Source organism: Bradyrhizobium sp., from assembly GCF_016213215.1.
Lineage (GTDB): Bacteria > Pseudomonadota > Alphaproteobacteria > Rhizobiales > Xanthobacteraceae > Bradyrhizobium.
This window is the reverse complement of record NZ_JACRAW010000026.1, coordinates 40,215-64,116: the sequence shown is the minus strand read 5'-3', so window position 1 is coordinate 64,116 and position 23,902 is coordinate 40,215. Positions and strand designations below refer to the sequence as shown.

Here is a 23,902-nt window from a genome sequence, read left to right as displayed (position 1 = left end):
TCGCGCCTCGTCTCGAACTCCGGGCCGGGTGACGGGCAACAGGCCAGGAGAACTCCATGTCCGCATTGACCGAATGGAGGGTGCCGCCGGCGCACCAACCCCGTCCCGGTGACTACGGCTTCGACCTCGATCACGTGCTTTCCTCGGTCGTGGGTCTGCATTCCATCATTCCGCCCGACGCCTTCAGTGCCGAGACACTCGGGACCGAGCGCGCCGGCAACGGCGTCGTGATCGATGACGGGCTGGTGCTGACGATCGGCTATCTCATTACCGAAGCCGACTCCGTGTGGCTGCATCGCGCCGATGGCCGCGTCATCGAAGGCCACGTGCTTGGCTTCGATTTCATGACCGGCTTCGGCCTCGTTCAGGCCTTGGGCAGGCTCGACCTTGATCCCGTGCCGCTCGGCTCGTCAGCCACGACCAGGATCGGCGATTCTGTCGTGGTCGGCGGCGCCGGCGGACGCACCCGCTCGGTCGCGAGCCAGATCGTCGCCAAGCAGGAATTTGCCGGATATTGGGAGTACCTCCTTGACGAGGCCGTTTTCACCAATCCTGCCCATCCGAACTGGGGCGGCACCGGTCTCATCAACACAAACGGGGAATTGATCGGTATCGGATCGCTGCAGCTCGAGCGCGAGCGCGAAAGCTCCTCCGATCATGTCAACATGATCGTGCCGATCGATCTGCTCAAGCCGATCATGGATGATTTGCGCCGGTTCGGCCGGGTCAACAAGCCGGCCCGGCCGTGGCTCGGGATGTTCTCGACCGAGATCGACAACCGCGTGGTCGTGATCGGCGTCTCGGGCAAGGGACCGGCGGCGCGCGCCGAGCTGAAGACCGGCGACGTTATCCTTGCCGTCAAAGGCGAGAAGGTCCGGGGTCTGGCAAGCTTCTACCGCAAGCTCTGGGCGCTTGGCTCGGCGGGCGTCGACGTGCCGCTGACCGTGCATCACCAGGGCGTCACGTTCGATGTGACGGTCGCCTCGACCGACCGGAGCAGGCTGCTCAAGACGCCGCCGCTGCATTGACGCAAACGATTCAGGAGCGGGCGATGAGCGAGGCAGTGGTGGACCACATCGTGGCCGTGCTGCCGCCATTGCTTAACGCGCTCGAGGCGCTCACCTTCATCGCCCGCGGTCTCAACCCTCCTGATTTCGATCGCGTCATGGAAGCGGTTGGCGCGCCGGACGAGGTTTTGCGGGGCGTTCGTGTCCGCCTGACAGGCTGGCCGGTGCAGTTCGACCACGTGAGGACAGCGCTGGAAACGGCCAGCGACGAGGCCCTTGCGGCCTTTGCGGGGCTGCGCTCCGTCCAGCATGGCAATGGCGATCTGGCGACGGTGTTTCGCGCCCTGCGGCATGCGCCGCGGGCACAGGAGGCGCTGTATCCGCTGGCCGCGAAATTCCCGCCAGTCAGCAGCTTCTTTCTTGCGCCAGCGCTGCGTGAAGACAGCGAATTGCTGGGAAAGCTTGCGGAGCCCGCCGGCGAGAACACCGGCATCTTCCACGATCACAACGACCGCGGCAGCCGCGGCGGCTTCTCCATATATGTGCCGGAATATTATACGAACGCCCGTGCGTTCCCGCTGGTAATGGCGCTGCACGGCGGCAGCGGCAACGGCCGCGGATTCTTGTGGAGCTGGCTGCGCGATGCGCGCAGCTTCGGCGCGATCCTGGTGGCCCCGACCGCGACGGGACCGACCTGGGCGCTGATGGCCAATGACGACGACACCCCCAACCTTGCGCGCATTCTCGACCTCGTGCGCAGCCGCTTCAACGTCGATTCAAGGCGGCTGCTGCTGACCGGAATGAGCGATGGCGGCACGTTCTGCTACGTCACGGGCCTTCTGAGCAACTCGCCCTTCACCCACCTTGGACCGGTGTCAGCGACTTTTCACCCGCTGATGGCGGAAATGGCCGACCCAGATCGCCTGCGTGACCTGCCGATCTTCATCACCCACGGCCGGCTCGACTGGATGTTTCCGGTACAGGTCGCGCGGCAGACGCAAGCGGCGCTGTCGGCCGCCGGCGCGCGGGTGACGTATCGCGAGATCGATGATCTCAGCCACTGCTATCCGGGCGAGATCAACGCTGAAATTCTACGCTGGCTGAACGACGGGCCATAAGCGGCGTTGAGAGCCCGGCCATGGCGCGGAACCATCCATCTGCATCCACGTTATCGGCGGTCACCGGAGGCTCGCCATGCAGACTGTTCTGGGAATGATCTTGGGCGCGCTGCTGCTCGCCGTCGGCGTCTACATCTACGATTCCATGCGTACATCTTCTGTCGCCACCGGCCCGGTCGCCAATGCCAACCGCACCATCGTGAACTGGGACGTGGCGAAGGCCGATTGGGATGACTTGAAGACTCGCGCCCATGAAAACTGGGTCAGAATTTCGTCGAGATAAGGCCAGACGTAATGATGGGAGAAAGGCGCCGTCATCAGACGGCGCCTTTTACATTGTTCAGGGTCGCTTGATAGCCTTGCGCGCGTCGGCGATCGCCAGCTTGAACTGCTCCATGGTCAGCACGCCGGGCACGCGGAAGTGGCCGACGATGAAGGCCGGCGTCCCCTGGAAGCCGAAGGCGGTCGCCTGCTCGTTGTTGCGCGCCAGGATGGCGTCGATCTGCCTCGCACGTCCAGCCACGTCGCGCCTGAGCCGATCCATGTCGATGCCCGCCCCCGCAAGCAGCTCATTGATGCGCGGTTCGGTCAGCCGCGAATTGACGCCCATCATCGCGTCATGCGCCGCAAGATACTTGTCCTGGAATTTGCTCGCCATCGCCATTCGCGCCGCCGTGACGGAAACGGGCCCGAGGATCGGCCAATCCTTCATCGCAAGGCGAATCTTGCCGTCATCCTTCACCACTTGGCGAAGCTCCGGCTCGACCTGCCGGCAATAGGGGCACTGATAGTCGGACCATGCGACGATGGTGATGTCGCCGTCGGGATTGCCGGCGACCGGGACATCGGGATCGCGCAGCACCGCGGCTTCGGTCAGCACCGCATCGCCGGCGGCGTACGCCGGAGGGATGGCGATTCCTGTCGCCAGGAGTGCCGCACCCACACCGGCCAGCCCCAGCACCTCTCGCCGACTTCTTGCCGGCAAGCGGCGCCCGTCAAAAGATTTCTTCATGCTTGATCCCGTTTCTGCCCAATCCCGTAGATACGGATCAGGGCAGGAAGATGTTACGCGCCAGCATATAGAGCGCCACCATGACAATCACAGCGGCAAACACCGTGTTCAGCGCGCCGCGGCGCGTTGACAGATGCCGGGCCGCCGCGGTGCCGGCCAGCCCGCCCGCAATGCCGCCGGCGATAAAGACCGCGGCAAGGTCCCAGGACACGAGCCCGGACCAGGCATAGCTTGCGGCCGTGGTCAACCCGAAAGCCGTGACCGCGACGAGAGAGGAGCTGACCGCGTTCATGATCGGCATTCCCGTCGCCAGCATCAGCGCAGGCACGATCAAAAAGCCGCCGCCGATGCCGAAGAATCCGGATAGCGTGCCGGTGGCAAGGCCCAGCCCGGCAATCGCCGGGAAATTGTTCCGGTTCATCTTCACGTCCTCGACGCCGACCCGCGAGCGCGTCTTCAGCATCAATGCCGCGATCACGAGCATCACCAGCGCAAACAGCGCGAGCAGCTTGTGGCCGTCGAGCATCTTGCCAAGGGTCGAGCCGACAAGCGCGCCGGCGATTCCCGCCGTGGCGAACGTCAGCGCGCAGGGCCATTTCACCGTCCCGCCGCGCGCATGGTTGAAGAGATTGATCGCGGCGTTGGTCGCAACCGCAATGGCGCTGGTTCCGATGGCTATATGCGGCTGCGGGACGCCGACCACGTAGACCATCAGCGGCACGGCAAGCACCGACCCGCCACCACCGACCAGACCGAGCGAAAATCCGACCAATGCCCCCGACCCCACTCCGAGGACTGCCTGCATGGCGGAAAGCATCAAGGCGCAGCCCTCACTTGCATGGCGTCCTCCCCGGCGAAAGCCTGATGTGATTCATGTTGACGGCATATGAGCCATATTTGAGCTCAGGGCACCAGCGCTGTCACGCCAAGCGGAACCGGCAGCGAGGTCACAAATACGTTCCGAGAGCAAGCAGCGCCGCGGACGCCTTGTCAATCGCTCCTTGGCAGCGCGCGCACGGCCGCGGGTTCGGAGGCCGGCGCATCACGTCCAACGATCGCCATCAGCGTCGCGGCCATGGTCGCGACCAGAACCTCGCCGCCGTCCCGCGCAGGCCTTCCTGTTCTACTGCTTCATCTTCGGCCAGAGCCTCCTGAACGTGGAGCGCTCCCCGCGGAAGCGCGCGCAGCTCGTTGCGAAATCGGCGGACAAGCTGCTCGGCGGCAAATGAAAAGTGGCCGGAGGTTTGCTCCGGCCACTCCCGTCGCTTGGTTCGGCTTTGAAAGCTCAGCCCTTCAGGCGCTTGTTGCATTCGCTGTAGTAGCCGCCGCCCCTCTGGATCCACTTCATGCCGCCATTGGCGTTGTTGCCCTTGTTGGCATTGTACTGGTCGACGCAGGTGTGCAGTCGGGCCTTGCCGGCGGTCTCCTTTGAGTATTTCGGATCGACCGCGCTCGGGAAGACTGCGTTACCGGCAGCGGCCGGCGCAGCAGCAGGAGCGACTTCCTTCTTCGGCTTGGCTTCTGCCGCCTTCGATTCCGCGGCAGCAGGGGTGGCAGCGGGAGCGGCGTCCGCGCCGCATTGCGCCTTGCGGAAGTCATTCCACTTCTGGCCGCCCAGCGTGCCGTCCTTCTTGGCCTGCTGGTATTTCGCACTGCATTCCTGGGTGCTCAGCGCCTGCGCCGGCGCCGTTGCCACCAGCGCGGCAACGCCCGACACTGCGATTGCACACAATAACCTTGTACCAATAGACATCCTTCGTCTCCTTGGGAGGAACATAACGAGAAACTAATTCTAGCGCGACCGCGGCTTCGGACAAGGAAGCGAGAGATCGCGGCACCAAAATATATTGATCGCGAAGCGATGGCCCATTCATCTCGGGTTCAGCATTACACGCAGACGTTGCATCGCCTCGCAGCTCGAGCGAGAGGGCCGGCGCCACCGGCGAGAAGGCGAAGCACCGATCCGGAAGCTGTTTTTGTCCGCAATTGTCCGGGGTGGAGTTCTCTACGGTGATTCCCACCCTCTCGCGGACGCATTGCGGCATGTCGGACCTGCAATTGTGTGGCGTGAGCTGATTTGCCATAACGCGGCGTGAAGCAGATCTTCGCCACCATGCCGTTCTCGCTGCCGAGCCGCGCCGATATCGGAAGCGCGATCGAGACGCTCGTCATCGGCACCGCCGGCGGACTGCTGTTTCTCTGGACCAACCTGCCGGGCGGATTGATCTCCGGCGCGATGATCGCGGTCGGTATCGCCGCAATGGCCGGCCGCCGGCTTGCCATGCCGCCGATCATCACCCAGACCGTGCTGGTGCTGCTCGGCATGTCGCTGGGGTCGGTGGTGTCGCGCCATCTGATCCAGCAGGTCAGCGCCTATCCACTGACGATCGGGCTCCTGGCGTTCGCGACCTTCTGCGTGACCTTTGGCTCGGCCTTCTACTTGCAGCGCGTCCATGGCTGGGATCGCACCTCCGCGTTTCTCGCCGGGAGCCCCGGCGCGCTGTCGCAAATCACCATCCTCGCCGTCGAACGCGGCGCCAATTTGCCCGGCATTGCCGTAGTGCAGACCATGCGCGTCATCATCCTGACGGCTGCGCTGCCTTTGGTTCTGGCGCTGACCGGCGTCGCGCCGTCGCCGTCGTCGCAGCACTCGCTGAGCATCACGATCGCGACCCCGCTCGAACTGATCGAGCTGCTCTTCGCCTCGCTCGCGGCGGCCCTGGTGCTGCGGCTGATCAGGTTTCCCGCGAGCTGGATGTTCGGCGCGATGATCGCCTCCAGCGTGCTGCACGGAACGGGGTGGGTCGAGGGCGGCCTGCCGGACTGGGTGCGGGGCGCGGCGCTGGTCGGCATCGGCGCCCTGATCGGCAGCCGCTTCGCGCGCATGAAGCTGAAGACGCTGGCCGGCCACATCAACGCGGCGCTGGGCTCGTTTGCGATTGCGATCGCAATCTCCGCCATCTTCGTCGCCATCGTCGCGCTCACCACCGATGTGCACGTGTCCGACGTCATGGTCGCGTTCGCGCCGGGCGCGATGGACGCCATGCTGGCGCTGGCGCTGACGCTGCACATCGATCCGATCTTCGTCGGCGCGCATCATCTGTCGCGGTTCCTGTTCGTGATGATCGCCACACCCGGCATCGTCCACCTGTTCGGCCGGCCGCAGGACGACGTGGATGATTGATCGCTCTAGCGCCGCGCCGTCCGGACAAATCCCCAGGCGGCGATCGCCGCCATGAGCAGCGAGATCAGCACGTTGTAGCCGGCGAGCGAGAGGCCGAGGAAACGCCACTGCACCTCGTCGCAGCGGATGACCCTCACGGTGTCGAGCTGCTTCAAGAGATCGGCGGCGTTGCCGGGACCAATGCCGGGACCCGTGCAGTCGGTCGGCCCCTGCCAAAAGCCCCATTCGACGCCGGCGTGATACGTGCCAAGGCCGGCATTGGCGAGGGTCGCGAACGCCAGCACGGCAAGTCCGGCGAGCAACAGTGGGGGCGGTGCGCCACGTGCCGCGGCAATCGCAACGAGGGCCGCGGCTGGTATCGCCATGTAATAGGCGTAGCGCTGCTCGAGGCACAGTGGACAGGGCAGGATGTTCAGCACGATCTGGAAAAACCACGCCCCGCCAATCGCCGCGAGCGCGATGACGAAAACGGCGAGCGAGGCGGCAAGCGCCGGATTTTCGGCGGCGCGGGCCGGCAGCGGTATGGCGGTGGTATGGGACGTCACGCCCGGCTCCCGAAACATGATCCGTCATGGCTCTATCTCCCGGCCGCGCCGCTGTCGAGGCGCGCAAGCTTCACTTTGGCGCGGGTTGACCGGGAACGATCGCCCGCTATAGTCCGCCGGCTTCGCGACACCCCGCTTCGGGGCATCCGGAGGCCCCTGTGGCGGAACTGGTAGACGCGCTCGACTCAAAATCGAGTTCCGCAAGGAGTGCTGGTTCGATTCCGGCCAGGGGCACCAAGCTTGGCTGCTTCGCAGCTGCGGCTCGCCCGCGCCAACTTGCCTACGGCGCGCCGCCGCGCTTCTTGAAGGCGCGAAGATCGAAGGCGTGCGGCAAGGTCTTCGGATCGACATTCTTGCCGAAGATCTCCGTCTTCTGCACCTTCTGCGTGCTCGTCTTCGGCAGCTTGTCGACAAAGACGATCCAGCCCGGTGGCTTGTAATAGGCGAGCTTCTCGTTGGCGAAGTCGAACAGGCCCAGCGCCAGCGCATCGCCTGACGCAAAGCCGGCGCGAGGCACGATGCACGCCATCACCTCTTCCTCGCGCACCTCGTCGGCGACCGCCATCACCGCGACTTCCGCGACCGCCTCGTGGCCGAGCAGCGTCGCCTCCACCTCCGCCGCCGCGATGTTCTCTCCGGAGCGCCGGATGATGTTCTTGTTGCGATCGACGAAGAACAGCATGCCCGTTTCGTCCTGCCGCACGACGTCGCCGGTGTGAAACCAGCCGCCGCGCCAGGCTTCCGCCGTCGCCTGCGGGTTCTTCAGGTATTCGACGAAAAAGCCCGCGCGCGGGTCTTCCGTTCCGTGCCGCCGCACCAGGAGTTCGCCCTGCTGGCCGACCGGAACGTCGCGATCATCGCGGTCGACGATTCGCACGTCGAGATCGAAGCCGGGGCGCCCCAACGGCCGCCCGAAGGCGCGGGTGTGGATCATGCGCGGCTCTTCGCTGGCGATGAAGCCGCCGCCGGTCTCCGTCATGCCCCAGAGCTCGATCAGCGGTACGCCGAAGCGATTTTCGAACGGTTCGTGCAGTTCCGGCTCGACGCCGGCACCGACGCAGAACTTCAGGCCGTGCGCGCGATCGTCGGGCGAAGGCGGCGCCTTCATCAGCATCGCCGGCACGACGCCAAGGTAGTGCGCGACCGTGGCGCGGCTGTCGATGATTTCGCGCCACCACGAGGTGGGGTGGAAGCGGTCGGGCAGGATGGAGCAGCCGCCCTTGAGGATCATGCCCATGAAGCTGGTGACGCCGGCGTTCATGTGAAACAGGGGCAGCGGATTGAACACGCGTTCGACCCCGTCGCGCAGCGTCGCGAGCCCGCCCATCTCGGTATAGAAGCGCCCGACATTGCGGTAATATTCGTTGGGAATGACGCAGCCCTTTGGCCGACCCGTGGTGCCCGACGTGTAAAGCAGGCTCGCTTCGCTTCTGAGCCCGATCTCCCCGGAAAGCGGCCGCTTGAACGGTGCGGGCGGCGGCGCGAAATCGCCGCCGATGGCGACCACCGCGGGCCTCTCGGCGCAGGTGGCGGCGACCTCGGCGATCGCCTTCTCCCACTCGGGAAGCGCCACGATCAGGCAGGCTTCGGAATGTTCGATCGCGTAGCGGCTCTCGTCCGGACGATAGTCCGGGTTGAGCGGCACGATCGACGTTCCGAGCCCGTTCAGCGCGAGGAAGTGCAGATGAAAATCCGGCCTGTTCTCGAGCAGGATTGCGACGCGATGGCCGAAACCGTAGCCGGCGCGCACGTAGCGCTGCCGCAGATCCGCGACGACTTTCGCCGCCTCGCCGTAGGTTATTTCCCAACCTTGCGGCAGGTAGGATCGGCTCGCGAGCGGACCGACGCAGAGAAACGGGCGATCCGCCCATTTCTCCGCGCTGCGCTCGAAGACGCAGGCCGCCGTAGTCTCGGGCGTTGTCATTGGCGCGGTGCTCCGGGGCTCTTCTGGTGAGCATGATCTGGTCGGAAAGGCGTGTCGGGATTGTTCTGAACTCGTGCGTTCGAGTCTTGTGCAAACTGGCTGCCGCCGAACTCCTGCGCCCCCTCGTCATGGCCGGGCTCGTCCCAAAGGGCGTCCACGCGCCGTCTAGCGACCGAAGCGATGCAGACTATCTCCGCGGATGCAGTCTGGATTGCTTCGCTTCCGTCTTCGCTCGCTGAGCTTCGGCGGACAAGTGGCTCGCAATGATGCTGGTCCGAATTCTTCATCCCGAGATGACCGCTTTCATCTCCTCATCCTGAGGAGCTTGCGAAGCAAGCGTCTCGAAGGATGAAGGCCCCGCTGGTCGCCAACAGCCCTGCGGCGACAGCCGGGCCTCGCCCTTCGAGACGCCGCGATTGCGCGCGGCTCCTCAGAGTGAGGTGATGGTGTGTCGCTCGCGGCAACATCCGATTCAATTCTCAAACAGCAGAGAGACGTGAGTCCGCATTCTACGCGCGCCTGCATCCGCATCGTCTTTGCGAGCGAAGCAATCCAGAGTCACACCGCGGCGAAAGTCTGGATTGCTTCGTCGCTGTCGCTCCTCGCAATGACGCAACTGCCAGTTCCTCATCCTGAGGAGCGCGCTTGCGCGCGTCTCGAAGGATGAAGGCCCCACTGCGTCGCCAACAGCCCTGCGGCGACAGCCGGGCCTCGCCCTTCGAGACGCCGCGCTCACGCGCGGCTCCTCAGGGTGAGGTGATGGAGTGTTGGCGCGGCAAGATCCTGTTCAACTTTCAGACAGCAGACGCGACTTTGCATCCTCGCGGCGCCTGGCGTCCGAGTTATGTTTCACTTTCTCACCCTCTCCAGAAACAGAGGGCGCAGGGAAGGCCGGGTGCCGGCTGGCACCCGCGGTCCGTGCGCGAACGCACACGGCTTGGACCACAGGGCAGCCGGAGCAACCCGGCCTTCCCTGCGCGAATGGTTTTAACGGCTTATCTTCGTGCTCTCCCCGGTGAGACGAGCTCTATTGCCACCGTCGCCGCGCGGATATTTTCGCGCCTCACACCCGGTCGGGGTGAACCGCCTCCGCGGACTTGACGCCAGCTTCGGGCGCCAGGACCACACGATTTCGCCGTCCGCGGACGTCCTCGCCCGGCTTTCGACGGCTGGCGTGTGCTCACCCTCGAAGCCAAAGCGAAGACGCTCTTCAGCGCCGTTCGTCTCGCGCGCGCAGACCACTCACGACAACCGCCCTGTGATTGCGCCTCGCGCCGACGCTGCCGCGTCCACCGCATCCCGACCCGCGTTTCGTGACGACTCGCGATCCGCCCCTCGTACCGGGTGAGACGGGCGACATATACGCCGGTTTACAATTCGGATAAAGCGAAATCTTTTTGCCGCGGGGGATTGACGGGTTTTGCCCCGTCGGGCAAATCGGTTCTCGACTCTCGGCGCGGCGCTCGCTGATTGCATGCGCCGACCACTTCTCACAGCGGTCTGCCCTCCTTCGTCCAGGAAGTCGACGGCGCGGTACCGGGAATCGGCGCGGCACTCTGCCTCTTCCTCGCCGGCCAAAGGCAGCCTACGATTGCGGGCTCTGTACCGCGGGCTGAAACCAGATCAGGGCTTGCCGCGACAAACTTGCGCCGGGTGCCTCGATGACGAAGCCAGGAGCGACAAGATCACGCGACAAGCGGCAGGACGACCTGCCGCGCTACTTCGTCTGGGTCACTGGCCTCTACGGCCCCGAGCCGCAGAAATGGGCGAGGCTGGATTTCGGCATCGGCGAGTGGAAGAGACCGCAGGTCCTCGCCTGGCGCCCGCTTTTGGAAGAAGAGCGCCAGCTCCCTCTGTCCACGCTGGCGCGGCGCTACCCGCCGCCGACCATCGACTGAGCCCCGGCAACGCAACAGGGGGAGGCGCGCATCATCGCACGGGTCGGCGCGCCGGCTCGTCCGCAAGGTGAGTCACTCGTCGTCATTCGCGAACAGCCGTATTTGCGGAAAGCCGTAAGCGCGCCGCGCGCCGTTGTCGCGGGCCTCGGCGTCCTCCCTCACCCGGCGGTCGACATCGCCCCAATCGGTCGGCTCGCGCCAATCCCGGCGATGGCGTTCAGCCCAGCGCTGGCGCCGCTCGGCGCGCCGCCGTTCGGCAGCCTCGCGCCTGAGGTCGGAATAGTTCGCCCTGGCATAGGCGTCTTCCGGCGAACCCGCCTTCTCGCCCCAGCCCGGCTGCTCGGCGGTTCTTGCGGTCGGCGCCGATGAGGCATCCGCCGGCTTTCCATCGTTCTTGCCATTGTTCTTGCCATCGTTCGTCGCGCTCGCCCGCGCCGGAGCTTGCGTGGAATGGGCTTGCCGCTCAAAGGCGGCGCCGAAGCCGGCCCGCTGCGTCTCGGCGAGGTAAGGCACCGGATCGGATGCGAGGATTGTCCTTTCCGCCGCAGCGCGCGCCGGCGTAGTGCTGGCACCGACCGTATCCACCGGTGCGCCCCGCTCGAGCCTGGTCGCGGCGGAAGCCTCTTTGGGCAACTGGGGATTCATGATGTTGCCGGCGATCAGGCCGCCGCCGAGCCCGACCGCGATCGCGGCGACAATCGTGCCGGCGCCGGCAAAATAGGCCATCGAAGCGCGCATATGTCCGTTTCCTCGTCTCCCGGCGGGCAACGCCTCAGGCTTTGCCACGTTCCCGGGCCACATACTGGAAGACGAGGAACCTGGGGAAACCGGCGCGATAGCAGGCGTGCGGGAACGGCGCGATTGGCGATCGCAGCTCAGATCTGCTGCGCGACCTTCTCCAGCCCGATGATGCGGGCGAGCTTGCGCACTTCTTCCTTCTGGTCGTCACGCAACTGGAACAGCAGCGGCATCGCCGCGGACTTGAGCTCCTGGATCTCCTGCGAGTCCGGATCGATCGGCATGCCGCCGGCGTTCGGATTGCTGAGGCGGTTGGCCTGAATCCGGCGCGCCACGTTGCGCAGTGCGCTTTCCACCGCCGGCCAGTAAGATTCCTGCGACGAGGATAGCCGCAGCCGCTCCCTGATTCCGGCGATCTGCACGTCCGACAGGAGCGAATAGGATTTCTGCGACTTGACCGCGACCTTCGGCTTGGGCGCCGGATTGGCGGCAGCGGCAGACGCATCGGGCGCGGTGGCGATCGGCGCTGGAATGTCGTTGGCGGTTGCCGCTGCGAAAGCCTGGCGCAGCGATGCCGTGACATCGGCCGACGGCGCGTCGGGTTCGGCCGCAGCAGCCGGCTCGACCGGAGCCGGGGCGATGCTCGCCAAATGAAGCCGATCGGCCTTGCCGGCGCGATTGGCGGCCGGGTGGGCTGACGACATCGACGAGCTCATTGCGGCGGCGGCCGGGACGCTGTCGCGCGCCAGGATGCTGGTGGCGGCGGCGCCGACGATCAGGAAGCAGGTCAGCGCGGCGATGGTGATGACTTTCGACAAAGAGCTCTCCGCGTCCAAGTCTTCCCAGTACCAACACGATCCCGTGGGATCATCATTGAGGTGCGCGAGAAAGTAGGCGGTAATTAAGGCTTAACCGTGCCACTCATGGGGCGATGGCGTTCTGATGGACGGAAATCCCTGGAATTTTTAGGGAGAATCACGCCGCAGCGGCCAGTTCATAGGCCTGCTGGATATCGGCGACGATGTCGGATGCCTCCCACACCGCGCCCGGCTCGACCGATTGCAGGCTGATGGTCCAGTTGCCGCCGCGCGAGTTGCGCGTCACGCTGACGATATCGAACCGGACGTTGCGGCACAGCGGATGGCGGGAGAGTGCGTTGGCGACCCGGATCCTGATCTCCTCCAGCGTCGCTGCGGTTTTTGTGTCAGGCTGATCGTACTCCATCGCCCATCCCTCTGAACATTGCGGTCCGGCGGCGCTGCGGCCGGTACAGTGCTCGGCCGTTGGAGGTAATTCTGGGAGGACATGGTTAATCTGCAGTTAAGTCGCAGTACCGGAGCAATACCGTGTAGTCCCGCGCTCGAACGCTTTGTGGGCGCCAGGCGACCAACCCGACATGGAGAATCCGGCAGCCGGCAGGCGTCCGCCGCGCATCACTCTCGCGCTGTCGATCGCGCTCTCGCTCAGCGCGCTATGGATCGCGGCCGTCGAAATACCGATGGCGCAATGGCCGTCCCCGGCTATGGTGTTCGTTCTCCCGGTGCTCGCACCGCTTTTTCTTGGCTGCAGCCTCTGGTCGACATTCGTGCTGACGCGCTGGCGCCGCCACGGTCCGGCGGTCGCGGTGCCCTTTCTCGTCTGTGCAACGACGCTCGCCCTGCTCCTATGGACGCCGTTCACGCAAATCTGGCTGCAAGTGGACTTCTGGCGCTATCGCGAGGCGCGCGAACGCGTCGTCGCGCAGGTTGCGGCCGGCGAGCTGAAGCCCAACGTGTCTTACAACCCGACCCTGATCGCGCTCGAACGTGGCGCGCCGGCTTTGTCAGCCGGCAACGAAATCGTCGTCGCCGATTCAGCGGATGGCACCTACGTACTGTTCCTCACTTCGCGCGGTATCCAGCATCGCTTCTCGGGTTTCCTCCACGTGCCCAGAGGCGCCGATGCTTCGGACTTCTTCGAGTTCGGCCACAAGCCGCCGCGCCTTTTCGTCCGCTACGATACGGATTGGTATTTCGTGGCGAACTAGGGCGCGATTGCTTGCGAATAGATCGCTCTGTCCCCACGCTTCGCTTCACCCTCCTTGGAGGGGAGTAGGGAAACCGTTCGCCCTTGCTGCACGGGCCCGAGCTGCCGTTCTAGCCCGCGCCATCCTTCGCCGTCCGATACTCGGCGCCAGTCTGCGCAACGAGATCGTGAACCGCCAGTACGGCCTTCACCGCCGAGGTGGAATGGCCCGCGCTCCAGATGTCGCGCCAGCGCTTCGGGTTATCTTCCCGCGCGAGGACGTCGATGTCCTTCGCGATGTCGATGGCGCCGTGCGCCGGCAGGTTGTCGGGATCGAGGCCTGCGGCAACGATCGATGGCTTGAGCATGTTGGTCTGAAGGCCGGTGAAGGCGGTGGTGAGCAGGATGTCGTCGGCGCTGCTATCGACCAGCATCTGCTTGTAGCGGGCGTCCGCCATGCTCTCGCGCGTGGCGATGAACCTCGTGCCCATATAAGCGAGATCGCAGCCCAGAACCTCCGCCGCGCGCAGTGCATGCCCGTCGCCGATGCCGCCGGCGAGCACGATGATTCCGTCGAAGAACGAACGCACCGCGCGCACGAACGCGAACGGATTTAGCCAGCCGGTCTGGCCGCCGGCTCCGGCCGTGAGCAGCACCAGCCCGTCGGCGCCGGCTTCCGCCGCACGTTCGGCGTGGCGGACCGAGGCGACGTCGGCGAGCACCAGCGCGCCCACATCATGCAGCGGCTTGAGCACCGGCGCAGGCGAGCCGACCGAGGTGATGACGATTTCGGGCCGGTGCCGCAGCAGCACTTTGAGGTCCTCCTCCAGCCGCGCGTTGGAGCGATGCACGATCAGGTTCGGGCAGATCGGCGCGGGATGCCGACCCGTCTCGCTCTCATGGCGCAGCAGGCGCTCTTCGATCGCCGCCAACCAGCTGTTGAGCTCCTCGGTGCTGCGGCAATTCACGGTCGGAAATGCCCCGATCACGCCATCGCGGCAGGCCGCTACCACCAGCTCGACGCCCGAGACCAGAAACATCGGCGCCGCAATCAGGGGCAGGGTCAATCGGGCGCGAATGCGGCTCAACTGGTCGGATGACGGCACCTGAGTATCCTCCCTCGCCCGCGGCCGTTTGCGATTGCGCGGCGCGGATCCACTTGTGCTACGTTTGATCCAAGTTTGGCACGACAAGAGGCCAAAGACAAAAGCAAGGAGGGAAGATGCCCGGTCCGCTTTATGCCTTTCCGACCGTCTGCGGGCAGACGCTGCGGACGCTGGCACGCTACCGTCGCGCACCGCCTTCAGCTGGCCGGGCGGATCGCTGAGCTACCGGGGCGCGATCGACCTGATCGGCCGGGCCGGCAGACTAGCTGAGCAATTGATCGAGACGGTCGCGCAGATGGTCCTGATGATACGGTTTCGCCAGCCGCGGCACGTCGATCTGAGTGCCCTCCGGCAATTCGGCGTATCCTGTCGCGAGCAGGATCGGCAGCGATGGCCGCAGCTGCCGCGAAGCTGCCGCGAGCTCGAGGCCGGTCATGCCGGGCATGACGTGATCGGTCATCATCAGGTCGATCGGCTGGTCGCTTTTCAGGATGTCGAGTGCGTGCCGGCCGGAACTGGCTCCGATCACGCGATGCCCGAGATCTTCCAGCATCTCCGTGGTCGACATTGCGATCAGGGGATCATCGTCAACGAACAGGATCACCGCCGATCGCCGGACCTTCTGCGGCGCATAGACCCGCCTCTCAGTCATGGGCGCCGACGTCGCGACCGGCAACAGCAGCGTCGCAGTGGTGCCCTTTCCTAAAGTGCTCGCGAGCTGCAGGGCGCCGCCGAGCTGCACGGCAAGCCCATGCACCATCGACAGGCCGAGGCCCGTACCCTTCCCAAGCGGCTTGGACGAGAAGAAAGGCTCGATGGCGCGCTTGAGGATCTCGGGCGGCATGCCCGTGCCGGTGTCGATGACGGAGAGTTCGAGGTAAGAGCCGGGCGCCAGCGTGCTGTCGCCGTCGATCCGGCATTCGGAGACCTTGATCTCGATCGTCCCGCCATCAGGCATCGCATCCCGGGCGTTGATCGCAAGGTTGAGAACCGCGAGCTCGAGCTGATTGGCGTCGATCCGGGCCGGCGGCAATGCCTGCCGCAGATCGAGCTTCAACACAACGCGTGGTCCCAGCGAACGCTCCAGCAGTTCGACCATACCCTTGACCAGGGCACACAGGTCCACCGGCTCCGCCTTCAGATCCTGCTGTCGCGCAAATGCCAGGAGCCGCTGCGTCAGCGACGCGCCGCGTTCGGCGCCCTGCAGCGCACCGTGGATCAGGCGGTGCAGGCGCGGATCGTCCGGCATGCGCTTGCGCAGGAGTTCGAGATTGCCCATGACCGCCATCAGCAGGTTGTTGAAATCGTGCGCCACGCCACCGGTGAGCTGCCCAATGGTCTCCATCTTTTGTGCCTGGCGCAGCTGCTCCTGCGCCCTTTCGCGCGCGGCAACCTCGTTCATCAGGTCGGCCGTTCGCTGCTCGACCCGCTGTTCCAGCGTGGCCGTGAGCTCGGCCAGCGCGGTCCGCTCGGCGGCCAGTTGTGAGAGCAAAGTCTCGCGTTCGATCTCGGCACGCTTGCGCGCGGTAATATCGGAGGAAACCCCGACGAGGGATGCAATGCTGCCGTCCCGGCCACGGACCGGACGGGCGCGGACATCGACCCAATGCTGCGAGCCGTCCGGCCAGATATTGCGATACTCGATGCTGTAGTCCGTACCGGCGCTGATTGCCCGCTCCAGTGCCTCCCGGCGTCGCTCCCGATCGTCGGGATGAACGGATGCCAACACGTCGGCATAGGACAAGGGCTCACTTGGCAGGCGTCCGAACGAGGCCTTGCAGGTGGCGGAAGCTTCCAGCTCGAAGCCCGGAAGATGCAACTCCAGGGCACCCAGATTTCCTGCGTCGAGCGCCGTCTGCAGCAGGCTTTCGCTCTCCGTCAGATGTTCGAGAATTGCACGCGTCTGGTATTGACGGCGGCGGCCCCGCACGGCGGAGCCGACGACGCTGACCAGCGTCGTCGGATGGAAGGGGCGCTCGATAAAGGTGACATTGCCGAGGATGTGTCCAAGCCGCATCGCGTCGGGATTGCGCTCCGGCCCCCCACCCTGGCGCGTCAACAGCACGATCGGAAAATCCGACCACGGGGGCTGCTCGTTGAGCCAGCGCATCATTCCGCGCAGATCCGCGGTCTTGATTGCCTCGTCCGCGATGACGGCGAGACCGGCACCCGACTCGACTTCTCCCAGCAGCGTCGGAAGATCGCCGGCGATGTCGGCTTGATAACCTGCTTCTCCGATCAACGCGGCCGCGACCTGGGCATCGCGTCCGACCGGCGCCAGGATGATCGTCCGTTCCGACGAAGGCCCGCGCCTCACGAGGACGGCTCCTCGAGCAGCGGTTGCGCTTCCCCGATATAGACCGGAATGCCCCGCAGCACGCCCTGGAAGTCATCGAGCGGAGCGCCGATCGTAAGCCCGCGGCTGTCGATCCGGTATTCGCGGATCGTCGGCTCGTGCGCGCCGGTCCGCTTCTTGATGATCGAGATGGCGCGCCGCACGCTTCCGACAGCCTCGAAATAGCGCAGCAGCATCACCGTATCCGCAAGATAGGTGACATCGACCGGTGCCTTCATGTCCCCGACGAGACCGTGCTGCGCTACGGTCATGAACGTGGCCGCGCCGCGGCGGTTCAGGTATTGCAGCAATTCGTGGATGTGCAGGATCAGCGAGTTCTCTGCGGGCATCGCCGACTGATAGCCGTTGAGACTGTCGATCACCACCGTCCGGATTCGATCTTCATCCACGCGCTTGCGAACGCGGTGGGCGAATTCGCCGGGCGACAGCTCTGCGGCATCCACCTGTTCGACGAAGAGCTGGCCGCTGCGTTGCAGCGCCGGCAGATCGAAACCCAATCCCTTCATCCGCGCAAACAACAGCCCGAGTTCCTCGTCGAACGCGAAAAGTGCGCCCTTCTCGCCCCGCGCGATCGCCGCGATCAGGAAGACGATGGCGACGAGGGATTTGCCGGTTCCCGCAGGCCCCAGGATCAGCGTGCTCGATCCGGCTTCGATGCCGCCGCCGAGCAGCTGATCGAGCCCGGGAACTCCACTTGCCATCATGCTCCGTGTGAAATCCGAACGATATTCGGATGCGACCAGCCGCGGAAACACGTTCATGCCGCCGGTCGTGATGGTCGCGTCGTGATAGCCGCCGCGGAACTTCACGCCACGATATTTGATCACCCGCACTCGCCGGCGCTCCGCGCCATAGTCCGGCGCCAGCTCTTCGAGCCGGACCACGCCATGCGCGACGCTGTGGACCGTCTTGTCGGCGGTCTCGGCCGTCAGATCGTCGAGCAGCAGCACCGTGGTGCCGAACTTCGCGAAGTAGTGCTTGATGGCGAGTATCTGCCGGCGGTAGCGCAGCGAGCTTTGCGCCAGCAGCCTGATTTCGGAGAGGCTGTCCAGCACGACCCGGCTTGCGCGCGAGCGTTCGACCGCTTCGAATATCTGTTTGGTGGTCTCGCCGAGCTCGAGGTCGGAGGAGTAGAGCAGGCTCTGCTGCTGCTCCGAATCGAGCAGGCTCTCCGGCGGCAGCAACTCGAAGATGTCGAGGCCGTCCTTCAAGATCCAGCCATGCGAAGCGGCACTTTCGCGCAGCTCGCGCTCTGTCTCCGACAGCGTGATGTAGAGGCCCTTCTCGCCGGATTTGACGCCCTCCAGCAGGTATTGCAGCGCCAGCGTGGTCTTGCCGGTCCCTGGGGCGCCCTCCACCAGGAAGACATGCCCGCGTGAAAAGCCGCCCGACAGGATGTCGTCCAGCCCCCACACGCCGGTCCTGGTTTTCTGAGCAGCGCCTTGGTCGAAGTCCATAGGACCCCCTAACGGGGGTAAACCCGCGCCTGCTGCGTGCAGTTCCCTTCAAGGGCCTCTTTTTGGAGGAAAAGAACTCCTGGGCGTGCGCAGGCCAGTGGCCGGGCAGCGCCGCATCCGACTATCGTTTTTCGATCACCAGGCTCTGCACGGCGCGGCCGAAATAGCCGCGTTGATCGGCAAGGCGCGACATCGCCAGCCCGGCGCCGTTGGGGCCGATCCAGGATTCGCCGTCGAGCAGGATCCATTCGCCGACCGGCTGGCGCGCGAAGCTCACGGTGAGGTCGGCGTTGATGAAGGTCCAGTGGCGGAAATCGAGCGTCGAGGCGGTGCCGTTGGAGAAATCGGCGGCGACCACCGCGCGCATGGCCTGCGAGATGCCAGAGCCTTCGATCAGCGGCTTGTCGACGCGAAACCAGATCGCGCCGGGACCGGGCCGGCCGAAACGGCCGCGCGCGGCGCGCAGCGAGATTCCCTTCACGAACGGGCTGCCCGCAAGGTCGCCCGGCTCGACCAGCGACTGCTCCGGCCGCGGCAGCTCGAGCGGCGGCTCCCCGATATGCGGCGGCAGGCTCAGATCCTGCGTCTTGATCTTCAACACGGTCGCGCCGACCACGAGCACACCGTCGGCGAACAGGCGGATGCCGCAAAGCTGGATCTTGCGGCCCTCGCGCAGCGTCTCGGTTTCGATCGTGAGCGGCGCCAGCGGCACCGGGCGCATCAGGTCGATGGTGACGCGGGCGACCGTCATCGGCACCGGCGTCGGCACGCGCTCGGCGGCCCACACCGCCAGCGAAGCCGGCGCCGAGCCGTGCTGCATGCCCGGATCCCAGGGACCTGCCGCATCGGGGCTGGTCAGAACGCGGTTTCCGTCGACGCGATAGATGGCGTTCATCGGCTCTTTCACAGCGGCGGATCTGTGGCTTCGTCGTATTCCTTCTTCAGCCGCGCGATCAGCTCGGCCGCCGGCACCACCTTGTCGACGCTGCCGATGCCCTGCCCGCTTCCCCAGATCTCCTTCCACGCCTTCGGCTTGGCGCGCTCGCCCGACGCGTCGGTGCCGAAATTCATCTTGGAAGGATCGGACGTCGGCAGATTGTCCGGATCCATGCCGGCCGCGATGATCGACGGCTTGAGGTAGTTGCCATGCACGCCGGTGAACAGGTTGGAATAGACGATGTCCTCCGCCGCGGAAGAGGTGATCATCTCCTTGTAGCGCTCGACCGCGTTGGCCTCCTTGGTCGCGATGAAGGCCGAACCGATGTAGGCGAAGTCGGCGCCAAGAATGCGCGCGGCCCGGATCGCCTTGCCGCTGCCAATGGCTCCCGAGAGCGCGATCGGACCGTCGAACCATTGCCTTGTTTCGGTCACGAAGGGGAACGGCGACAGCGTGCCGGCGTGGCCGCCCGCTCCGGCGGCGACCAGGATCAGGCCGTCGGCGCCCTTCTCGATCGCCTTGTGAGCGAACTTCTGGTTGATCACGTCGTGGAAGACGATGCCGCCCCAGCGATGCACCGCCTGGTTCAGCTCCTCGCGCGCGCCAAGCGAGGAGATGATCATCGGCACCTTGTATTTCTCGCAAAGCTGCATGTCGTGGTCGAGCCGGTTGTTCGACTTGTGCACGATCTGGTTGACGGCGAACGGCGCCGACGGCCGCTCCGGATGCGCGCGGTCGTAGGCAGCGAGCTCCTCGTTGATGCGCGCCAGCCACTCATCGAGCAGCGCCGCCGGGCGCGCATTCAGCGCCGGAAACGAGCCGACCACGCCCGCCTTGCATTGCGCGATCACGAGATCGGGCACCGAGATGATGAACAGCGGCGAAGCGATCACCGGAATCGACAAACGCCCCTTGAACAAGGCAGGCATGGACATCGACGCAAAATCCTTTTTCGTGGCGCGAAAACGCGGGAGGAAGGGGCCGGGCCAAAGATGCCAGACATCATATCAACAAAGCAATTGCACCGGCCCGATTAGCTTGCGTCTAGGCGCTACTGGCAAAGCGCGCGGGTGACGTAGGTGTCGGTACGACAGTCGTCCGGCTTGCGCTGCCGGCCCGGGATCAAGACCTTGGGCGAGCAGGTTTCGGCGGAATCGGCGGTGAGGCTCTTGCCTTCCTTGTAGCCCTTGCTCTGGCAAAGGTTGTCGGCGCCCGCCTTGCAGTCCGGCGCGCCGTTCACGGATGCCGGACAGATCACGCGGCCGGACACCATCATGGCGGGTTTGGCGAGACGCGACAGCGCCTCGCCGGCATCCTTGGCGCGCGCGTTGAGATCGTCGATGGTCTCGCTCGGGCTCTTGATCGGCGGAAGAATCTTCCCGAACAGCTTGCCCATTTCGTTGATCAGTCCCGGATTCTCCTCGCCCGCCGGCGGCGCGGGAGCTTGCGCACCCTGCTGCGGCGCAGCTTGCGGCGTCGCCTCCTGCACGCCTGGGGCGGGCGGCGCGGCCGACTGCGGCCGGCTGGCCTCGACCATGCCCAGCAGCACGGCCAGCGCGGCAAGCGCCGTGAACATCGTTCTGAATGGCACCACGAACTTCGTCGGCCGCCCCATCATGCCGTCAAACTAGCCGAAGCCGGAGCAAGGACCAAGCAATCATGCCCCGCTCAGATCAGCTTGACCGCGATCACAAAGCCCAGCACGAGCACGACGGCACCGATCGCCACCCACAAACCGAGGTGCCGTTCGATCCTGACGCGTATCCAGTCGCCATAGCGGTTCAGCAGGATCGCGGCCACGAAGAAGCGTCCGCCGCGCGCGATGATCGAGCACACGGTGAACAGGAAGAGATTGTAGCCGGCAAATCCCGAGGTGATGGTGACGAGCTTGTAGGGGATCGGTGTCAGGCCTTTGACCAGGATGATCACCGCGCCCCATTCGGCATAGGACGCGCGAAAGGCCTCCACCTTGTCGCCGAGGCCATAGAGCTGGATCAGCCAGTGCCCGAGCGAGTCGTAGAGCAGCGCCCCGATCGCGTAGCCGACAAGGCCGCCCAGCACGCTCGTCGCGGTGCAGACCGAGGCATAGACCCAGGCCCGCTGCGGCCGCGCCAGCGACATCGGGATCAGCATCACATCCGGCGGCACCGGAAAGAAGGAACTCTCCGCGAACGATACCGCACCCATGATCCAGAGCGCGTAAGGCTTATGAGCGGCGTCGATACACCAGTCGTAGATCCGTTTCAGCATGCCGCGATGAACCATCGTGGGACGGATTTGTCCATGGCGAGAATGGGCAAATTGTTGCCCGCTCAGGACCGCTTGCGGACGGCGGGGCGTTCGAGCGCGACAATTGGCCGCCGGGGAGCCATGCCGGGCGCGGCCATCTTGGGCCCCTTCGGCGGCGATTTCGGCACCTTCTCGGCAATACCGAGCAGGTCTTCGCGCCGGGCCATCTCGCGCCAGACGTCGTCGGGGCGAATGCCCGCCGAAGCCCACAAGACGGTGAGATGATAGAGCAGATCGGCGCTCTCGCGGATCACCGCGTCGGGGTTGCCATGAATGGCGTCGATCACAACCTCGATGGCTTCCTCGGCCAGTTTCTTGGCCATCTTGGTCGGGCCGCGCTGAATCAGCTTGGCCGTCCGCGAGGACCCCGGATCAAGATCCCGGGCGGCAAGCACCGCCGAGTAGAGCCGTTCGATCGAATCACTCATGGCGGGCAAAATAGATCATGAAAACAACAACCGTGTTAACCCCCGACAATAAAAGCAAAAAATAGGCCGGCGCGCCATCGCGCGCCGGTTGCGTCACGGTCTTAAGGTTACCAGCAGTTGGTCATGTATCCTTGTCCGCAGTACTCATAGGGACTGCTGCCGCCATAGCTCTGGTAGGGGTAGTTCGGCCCTATGCCGTAATAGTACGGACCACCGCCATAGTACGGACCACCACCGTAGTACGGACCACCACCGTAGTACGGACCACCACCGTAGTAGACCGGCCCGCCATAGTAGCCGTCATAATAGCCGTAAGCGGCCCGATTCTGGGCTGCGGCGATCGCAAGCCCGGTGCCAACGACGCCGGCAAATGCCGCGGCAGCCGCGGCACCACCGTATCCCCTGCGACGCGCACTGAAGTCGGTGGCGGTGCTCTCGCCTGTCGCGGTCACAGCAGCCGGTCCTGACGACGATGCCTTTGAGGCCGCATCGGCTTTCGACGGTTCGACAGAGCTCACCATCAATGCGGCAACAGAAGCAACGGCGGCCATACGGCCGATGGGGAACAACGGGGCTGTTGGGGCAAACATATCCAGGATCTCCTATCCGCCTGCGAGCAGGCTCCTCCAATCAACCCCCGCTTACATCTTGGGTTCCCAAGCCCCCGCGCAGGCCCGGATTGCGAAATCGTGACGCATCCTGCTCATGGACCGTTCAGGTTTGATTGTTCACAATGCCCCGGCCGGCTCTTCCGGCGTCATCGACCAAATAACCAAAGCAGCCGTCGAGTTGCCCATGCGTATTCGCCCCACCATGGTCTCCCGCCGCCGATTGGCTCAATGCATGGGCCTCTCCGCGCTGGCGTGTCTCGCGGCCACAACGCCGCTCCTGGCGGCCGAGGAGAAGCAGCCGGTCGCGATCCAGTTCACCTTCGATCGCCCGCTGGATTCGAGCATCGCGCCATTCATCGTGGCCGCGAGCCGAGGGTTGTTCGGCGCACAGCATCTGGCCGTCACATTCAATCAGGCAGCCGGCTCGACGGAGGCGATCGCGCGCGTAGCCAAGGGCGATGCCGATCTCGCTCTGGTCGACCTCAATGAACTGATCCGCGCGCACGACAAGGCGGAAGGAACGCCGGCCAAGGCGGTGTTCGTGTTGTTCAACCGCTCTCCCTACGCCATCGTGGCGCGGAAGAGCCGCGGCATCCACACGCTCGTCGACGTCGACGGCAAGACGGTCGGCGTCGCGGACAGCGACCTCTCGATCCGGCTGTGGCCGGCTGTTGCGCGCCAGAACGGCATCAACGCCGCGCACGTCAAATTCTTCAGGATGAGCGCGGCGGTGCGCGAACCGATCCTCTCCGCCGGCCAGGTCGACGCTGTGACCGGCTTCTCGTATCTCTCCGCGGTCAATTTGCGCGACCGCGGCGTTCCGGCGAGCGACCTCGTGGTGCTTCGCTATGCCGATTTCGGTTGCGAAGCCTATGGCTTTGCGGTGATCGCCAATCCCGCCTTCGCCGCCAGCCGCCCCGATGCCGTGAAAGGCTTTGTCCGCGCCCTGATCGCGGGCATCCACGTTACCGTCAAAGAGCCCGAGCGCGCAGTGGACGATGTCGTCGGTCGAATGGAAAACGGCGCGCGCGATCTCGAGCTGGAGCGGCTGAAGACCGTGCTTGCGGACAACGTCCTGACCGCGGAGGTCCGACGCAACGGCCTCGGCGCGCTCGATCCGATCCGGCTCGAGCGCTCGATCGACCAGATTGCGGAAGACTACAAGTTCAAGAAGCGCCCCACCGCGGCCGATATTTTCGATGAGTCATTCCTGCCCCCGGTCGCCGGCCGGCTGATCAATTGAGTACAACGCAAAGCTTCCGCTGTATCTTGCCGGCGATCCCCGGTT

General features: G+C 65.1%; 24 protein-coding genes, 1 tRNA gene and 1 pseudogene. 9 read left to right on the top strand and 17 right to left on the bottom strand.

What is annotated here, in order from left to right:
• Nucleotides 1–56: 56 nt before the first annotated feature.
• The 3 genes from HY852_RS06695 to HY852_RS06685 all read left to right on the top strand — a co-directional run bounded on the left by HY852_RS06695 (nucleotide 57) and on the right by HY852_RS06685 (nucleotide 2,408).
• On the top strand, nucleotides 57–1,028 hold the full coding sequence (locus HY852_RS06695; protein ID WP_291603605.1) for a S1C family serine protease: 972 nt from the start codon (nucleotides 57–59) through the stop codon (nucleotides 1,026–1,028).
• 23 nt (nucleotides 1,029–1,051) lie between these two features.
• Nucleotides 1,052–2,125, top strand: a complete 1,074-nt coding sequence (locus HY852_RS06690; RefSeq protein WP_291603604.1) for a phospholipase — start codon at nucleotides 1,052–1,054, stop codon at nucleotides 2,123–2,125.
• Between the two features lie 76 nt (nucleotides 2,126–2,201).
• On the top strand, nucleotides 2,202–2,408 hold the full coding sequence (locus HY852_RS06685) for a hypothetical protein (RefSeq protein WP_291603603.1): 207 nt from the start codon (nucleotides 2,202–2,204) through the stop codon (nucleotides 2,406–2,408).
• Between the two features lie 57 nt (nucleotides 2,409–2,465).
• Here the strand turns inward: HY852_RS06685 and HY852_RS06680 are convergent, their stop codons facing one another.
• Together HY852_RS06680 and HY852_RS06675 are read right to left on the bottom strand one after the other, a co-directional pair.
• The gene (locus tag HY852_RS06680) at nucleotides 2,466–3,137 is read right to left on the bottom strand and encodes a DsbA family protein (RefSeq protein ID WP_291603602.1); all 672 of its coding nucleotides are present in this window, start codon (nucleotides 3,135–3,137) and stop codon (nucleotides 2,466–2,468) included.
• A 37-nt stretch (nucleotides 3,138–3,174) separates the two neighbouring features.
• The gene (locus HY852_RS06675) at nucleotides 3,175–3,954 is read right to left on the bottom strand and encodes a sulfite exporter TauE/SafE family protein (protein ID WP_291603601.1); all 780 of its coding nucleotides are present in this window, start codon (nucleotides 3,952–3,954) and stop codon (nucleotides 3,175–3,177) included.
• Nucleotides 3,955–4,243: 289 nt separating this feature from the next.
• Between HY852_RS06675 and HY852_RS27895 the strand changes: the two are divergent.
• Nucleotides 4,244–4,366 (top strand): annotated as a pseudogene (locus tag HY852_RS27895) (TetR/AcrR family transcriptional regulator); the annotation flags it as partial.
• Nucleotides 4,367–4,422: 56 nt separating this feature from the next.
• On the opposite strand, the gene HY852_RS06670 reads toward HY852_RS27895, so the two are convergent.
• Nucleotides 4,423–4,890, bottom strand: coding sequence for a hypothetical protein (locus HY852_RS06670; protein ID WP_291603600.1), 468 nt, complete (start codon nucleotides 4,888–4,890; stop codon nucleotides 4,423–4,425).
• Between the two features lie 339 nt (nucleotides 4,891–5,229).
• Between HY852_RS06670 and HY852_RS06665 the strand changes: the two genes are divergently transcribed.
• The gene (locus HY852_RS06665; protein ID WP_291603599.1) at nucleotides 5,230–6,321 is read left to right on the top strand and encodes an AbrB family transcriptional regulator; all 1,092 of its coding nucleotides are present in this window, start codon (nucleotides 5,230–5,232) and stop codon (nucleotides 6,319–6,321) included.
• A gap of 5 nt (nucleotides 6,322–6,326) precedes the next feature.
• Here HY852_RS06665 and HY852_RS06660 read toward each other — a convergent pair whose 3' ends face one another.
• Entirely contained in the window at nucleotides 6,327–6,866 is a 540-nt protein-coding gene (locus HY852_RS06660; RefSeq protein ID WP_291603598.1) for a disulfide bond formation protein B, read from the bottom strand.
• Between the two features lie 152 nt (nucleotides 6,867–7,018).
• Here HY852_RS06660 and HY852_RS06655 point away from each other — a divergent pair.
• Nucleotides 7,019–7,103, top strand: a tRNA-Leu gene (locus tag HY852_RS06655).
• A gap of 43 nt (nucleotides 7,104–7,146) precedes the next feature.
• Here the strand turns inward: HY852_RS06655 and HY852_RS06650 are convergent.
• Nucleotides 7,147–8,790 (bottom strand): AMP-binding protein, encoded by a 1,644-nt coding sequence (locus tag HY852_RS06650; protein WP_291603597.1) that lies wholly within the window; start codon nucleotides 8,788–8,790, stop codon nucleotides 7,147–7,149.
• Between the two features lie 1,661 nt (nucleotides 8,791–10,451).
• On the opposite strand from HY852_RS06650, the gene HY852_RS06645 reads away from it, so the two are divergent.
• Nucleotides 10,452–10,688 (top strand): hypothetical protein, encoded by a 237-nt coding sequence (locus tag HY852_RS06645; protein ID WP_291603596.1) that lies wholly within the window; start codon nucleotides 10,452–10,454, stop codon nucleotides 10,686–10,688.
• Nucleotides 10,689–10,760: 72 nt separating this feature from the next.
• Here HY852_RS06645 and HY852_RS06640 read toward each other — a convergent pair whose 3' ends face one another.
• From HY852_RS06640 to HY852_RS06630, 3 genes are all read right to left on the bottom strand, one after another.
• Nucleotides 10,761–11,426, bottom strand: a complete 666-nt coding sequence (locus HY852_RS06640) for a hypothetical protein (protein ID WP_291603594.1) — start codon at nucleotides 11,424–11,426, stop codon at nucleotides 10,761–10,763.
• Between the two features lie 137 nt (nucleotides 11,427–11,563).
• Nucleotides 11,564–12,244, bottom strand: a complete 681-nt coding sequence (locus HY852_RS06635; protein ID WP_291603593.1) for a hypothetical protein — start codon at nucleotides 12,242–12,244, stop codon at nucleotides 11,564–11,566.
• A gap of 157 nt (nucleotides 12,245–12,401) precedes the next feature.
• Nucleotides 12,402–12,650: a hypothetical protein gene (locus HY852_RS06630; RefSeq protein ID WP_291603592.1), complete on the bottom strand. Its 249-nt coding sequence runs from the start codon at nucleotides 12,648–12,650 to the stop codon at nucleotides 12,402–12,404.
• Nucleotides 12,651–12,822: 172 nt separating this feature from the next.
• Here HY852_RS06630 and HY852_RS06625 point away from each other — a divergent pair, with 172 nt between their 5' ends.
• On the top strand, nucleotides 12,823–13,452 hold the full coding sequence (locus HY852_RS06625; protein WP_291603590.1) for a hypothetical protein: 630 nt from the start codon (nucleotides 12,823–12,825) through the stop codon (nucleotides 13,450–13,452).
• Nucleotides 13,453–13,561: 109 nt separating this feature from the next.
• Here HY852_RS06625 and HY852_RS06620 read toward each other — a convergent pair whose 3' ends face one another.
• From HY852_RS06620 to HY852_RS06580, 9 genes are all read right to left on the bottom strand, one after another.
• On the bottom strand, nucleotides 13,562–14,470 hold the full coding sequence (locus HY852_RS06620) for a nitronate monooxygenase (RefSeq protein ID WP_291603612.1): 909 nt from the start codon (nucleotides 14,468–14,470) through the stop codon (nucleotides 13,562–13,564).
• Between the two features lie 328 nt (nucleotides 14,471–14,798).
• The gene (locus HY852_RS06615) at nucleotides 14,799–16,853 is read right to left on the bottom strand and encodes an ATP-binding protein (protein WP_291603589.1); all 2,055 of its coding nucleotides are present in this window, start codon (nucleotides 16,851–16,853) and stop codon (nucleotides 14,799–14,801) included.
• Nucleotides 16,850–18,349 (bottom strand): ATPase domain-containing protein, encoded by a 1,500-nt coding sequence (locus HY852_RS06610; protein WP_291603588.1) that lies wholly within the window; start codon nucleotides 18,347–18,349, stop codon nucleotides 16,850–16,852. Before HY852_RS06610 ends, HY852_RS06615 begins: the two co-directional genes overlap by 4 nt.
• 121 nt (nucleotides 18,350–18,470) lie before the next feature.
• Complete coding sequence (locus HY852_RS06605) at nucleotides 18,471–19,244, bottom strand: thioesterase family protein (protein WP_291603587.1); 774 nt, start codon at nucleotides 19,242–19,244, stop codon at nucleotides 18,471–18,473.
• An 8-nt stretch (nucleotides 19,245–19,252) separates the two neighbouring features.
• Nucleotides 19,253–20,221, bottom strand: coding sequence for a nitronate monooxygenase family protein (locus HY852_RS06600; RefSeq protein ID WP_291603586.1), 969 nt, complete (start codon nucleotides 20,219–20,221; stop codon nucleotides 19,253–19,255).
• A 116-nt stretch (nucleotides 20,222–20,337) separates the two neighbouring features.
• Nucleotides 20,338–20,862 (bottom strand): hypothetical protein, encoded by a 525-nt coding sequence (locus tag HY852_RS06595; protein ID WP_291603611.1) that lies wholly within the window; start codon nucleotides 20,860–20,862, stop codon nucleotides 20,338–20,340.
• 92 nt (nucleotides 20,863–20,954) lie between these two features.
• Nucleotides 20,955–21,536 (bottom strand): YqaA family protein, encoded by a 582-nt coding sequence (locus HY852_RS06590; protein ID WP_291603585.1) that lies wholly within the window; start codon nucleotides 21,534–21,536, stop codon nucleotides 20,955–20,957.
• A 62-nt stretch (nucleotides 21,537–21,598) separates the two neighbouring features.
• Nucleotides 21,599–22,003, bottom strand: coding sequence for a phosphoribosyl-ATP diphosphatase (hisE, locus tag HY852_RS06585; RefSeq protein ID WP_291603584.1), 405 nt, complete (start codon nucleotides 22,001–22,003; stop codon nucleotides 21,599–21,601).
• Between the two features lie 107 nt (nucleotides 22,004–22,110).
• Nucleotides 22,111–22,593 carry a hypothetical protein gene (locus tag HY852_RS06580; RefSeq protein WP_291603583.1) on the bottom strand — a complete coding sequence of 161 codons (483 nt, stop codon included), beginning with the start codon at nucleotides 22,591–22,593 and terminating at the stop codon, nucleotides 22,111–22,113.
• 253 nt (nucleotides 22,594–22,846) lie between these two features.
• Between HY852_RS06580 and HY852_RS06575 the strand changes: the two genes are divergently transcribed.
• On the top strand, nucleotides 22,847–23,857 hold the full coding sequence (locus tag HY852_RS06575; protein WP_291603610.1) for an ABC transporter substrate-binding protein: 1,011 nt from the start codon (nucleotides 22,847–22,849) through the stop codon (nucleotides 23,855–23,857).
• Nucleotides 23,858–23,902: the final 45 nt, after the last annotated feature.

Bases quoted from the DNA above. Each gene is read 5' to 3' on its own strand.
- HY852_RS06695 (WP_291603605.1), top strand. From the start codon at position 57: ATGTCCGCATTGACCGAATGGAGGGTGCCGCCGGCGCACCAACCCCGT.
- HY852_RS06690 (WP_291603604.1), top strand. From the start codon at position 1,052: ATGAGCGAGGCAGTGGTGGACCACATCGTGGCCGTGCTGCCGCCATTG.
- HY852_RS06685 (WP_291603603.1), top strand. From the start codon at position 2,202: ATGCAGACTGTTCTGGGAATGATCTTGGGCGCGCTGCTGCTCGCCGTC.
- HY852_RS06680 (WP_291603602.1), bottom strand. From the start codon at position 3,137: ATGAAGAAATCTTTTGACGGGCGCCGCTTGCCGGCAAGAAGTCGGCGA.
- HY852_RS06675 (WP_291603601.1), bottom strand. From the start codon at position 3,954: ATGCTTTCCGCCATGCAGGCAGTCCTCGGAGTGGGGTCGGGGGCATTG.
- HY852_RS06670 (WP_291603600.1), bottom strand. From the start codon at position 4,890: ATGTCTATTGGTACAAGGTTATTGTGTGCAATCGCAGTGTCGGGCGTT.
- HY852_RS06650 (WP_291603597.1), bottom strand. From the start codon at position 8,790: ATGACAACGCCCGAGACTACGGCGGCCTGCGTCTTCGAGCGCAGCGCG.
- HY852_RS06645 (WP_291603596.1), top strand. From the start codon at position 10,452: ATGACGAAGCCAGGAGCGACAAGATCACGCGACAAGCGGCAGGACGAC.
- HY852_RS06640 (WP_291603594.1), bottom strand. From the start codon at position 11,426: ATGCGCGCTTCGATGGCCTATTTTGCCGGCGCCGGCACGATTGTCGCC.
- HY852_RS06630 (WP_291603592.1), bottom strand. From the start codon at position 12,650: ATGGAGTACGATCAGCCTGACACAAAAACCGCAGCGACGCTGGAGGAG.
- HY852_RS06625 (WP_291603590.1), top strand. From the start codon at position 12,823: ATGGAGAATCCGGCAGCCGGCAGGCGTCCGCCGCGCATCACTCTCGCG.
- HY852_RS06620 (WP_291603612.1), bottom strand. From the start codon at position 14,470: ATGTTTCTGGTCTCGGGCGTCGAGCTGGTGGTAGCGGCCTGCCGCGAT.
- HY852_RS06610 (WP_291603588.1), bottom strand. From the start codon at position 18,349: ATGGACTTCGACCAAGGCGCTGCTCAGAAAACCAGGACCGGCGTGTGG.
- HY852_RS06605 (WP_291603587.1), bottom strand. From the start codon at position 19,244: ATGAACGCCATCTATCGCGTCGACGGAAACCGCGTTCTGACCAGCCCC.
- HY852_RS06600 (WP_291603586.1), bottom strand. From the start codon at position 20,221: ATGTCCATGCCTGCCTTGTTCAAGGGGCGTTTGTCGATTCCGGTGATC.
- HY852_RS06595 (WP_291603611.1), bottom strand. From the start codon at position 20,862: ATGTTCACGGCGCTTGCCGCGCTGGCCGTGCTGCTGGGCATGGTCGAG.
- HY852_RS06590 (WP_291603585.1), bottom strand. From the start codon at position 21,536: ATGCTGAAACGGATCTACGACTGGTGTATCGACGCCGCTCATAAGCCT.
- hisE (WP_291603584.1), bottom strand. From the start codon at position 22,003: ATGAGTGATTCGATCGAACGGCTCTACTCGGCGGTGCTTGCCGCCCGG.
- HY852_RS06580 (WP_291603583.1), bottom strand. From the start codon at position 22,593: ATGTTTGCCCCAACAGCCCCGTTGTTCCCCATCGGCCGTATGGCCGCC.
- HY852_RS06575 (WP_291603610.1), top strand. From the start codon at position 22,847: ATGGGCCTCTCCGCGCTGGCGTGTCTCGCGGCCACAACGCCGCTCCTG.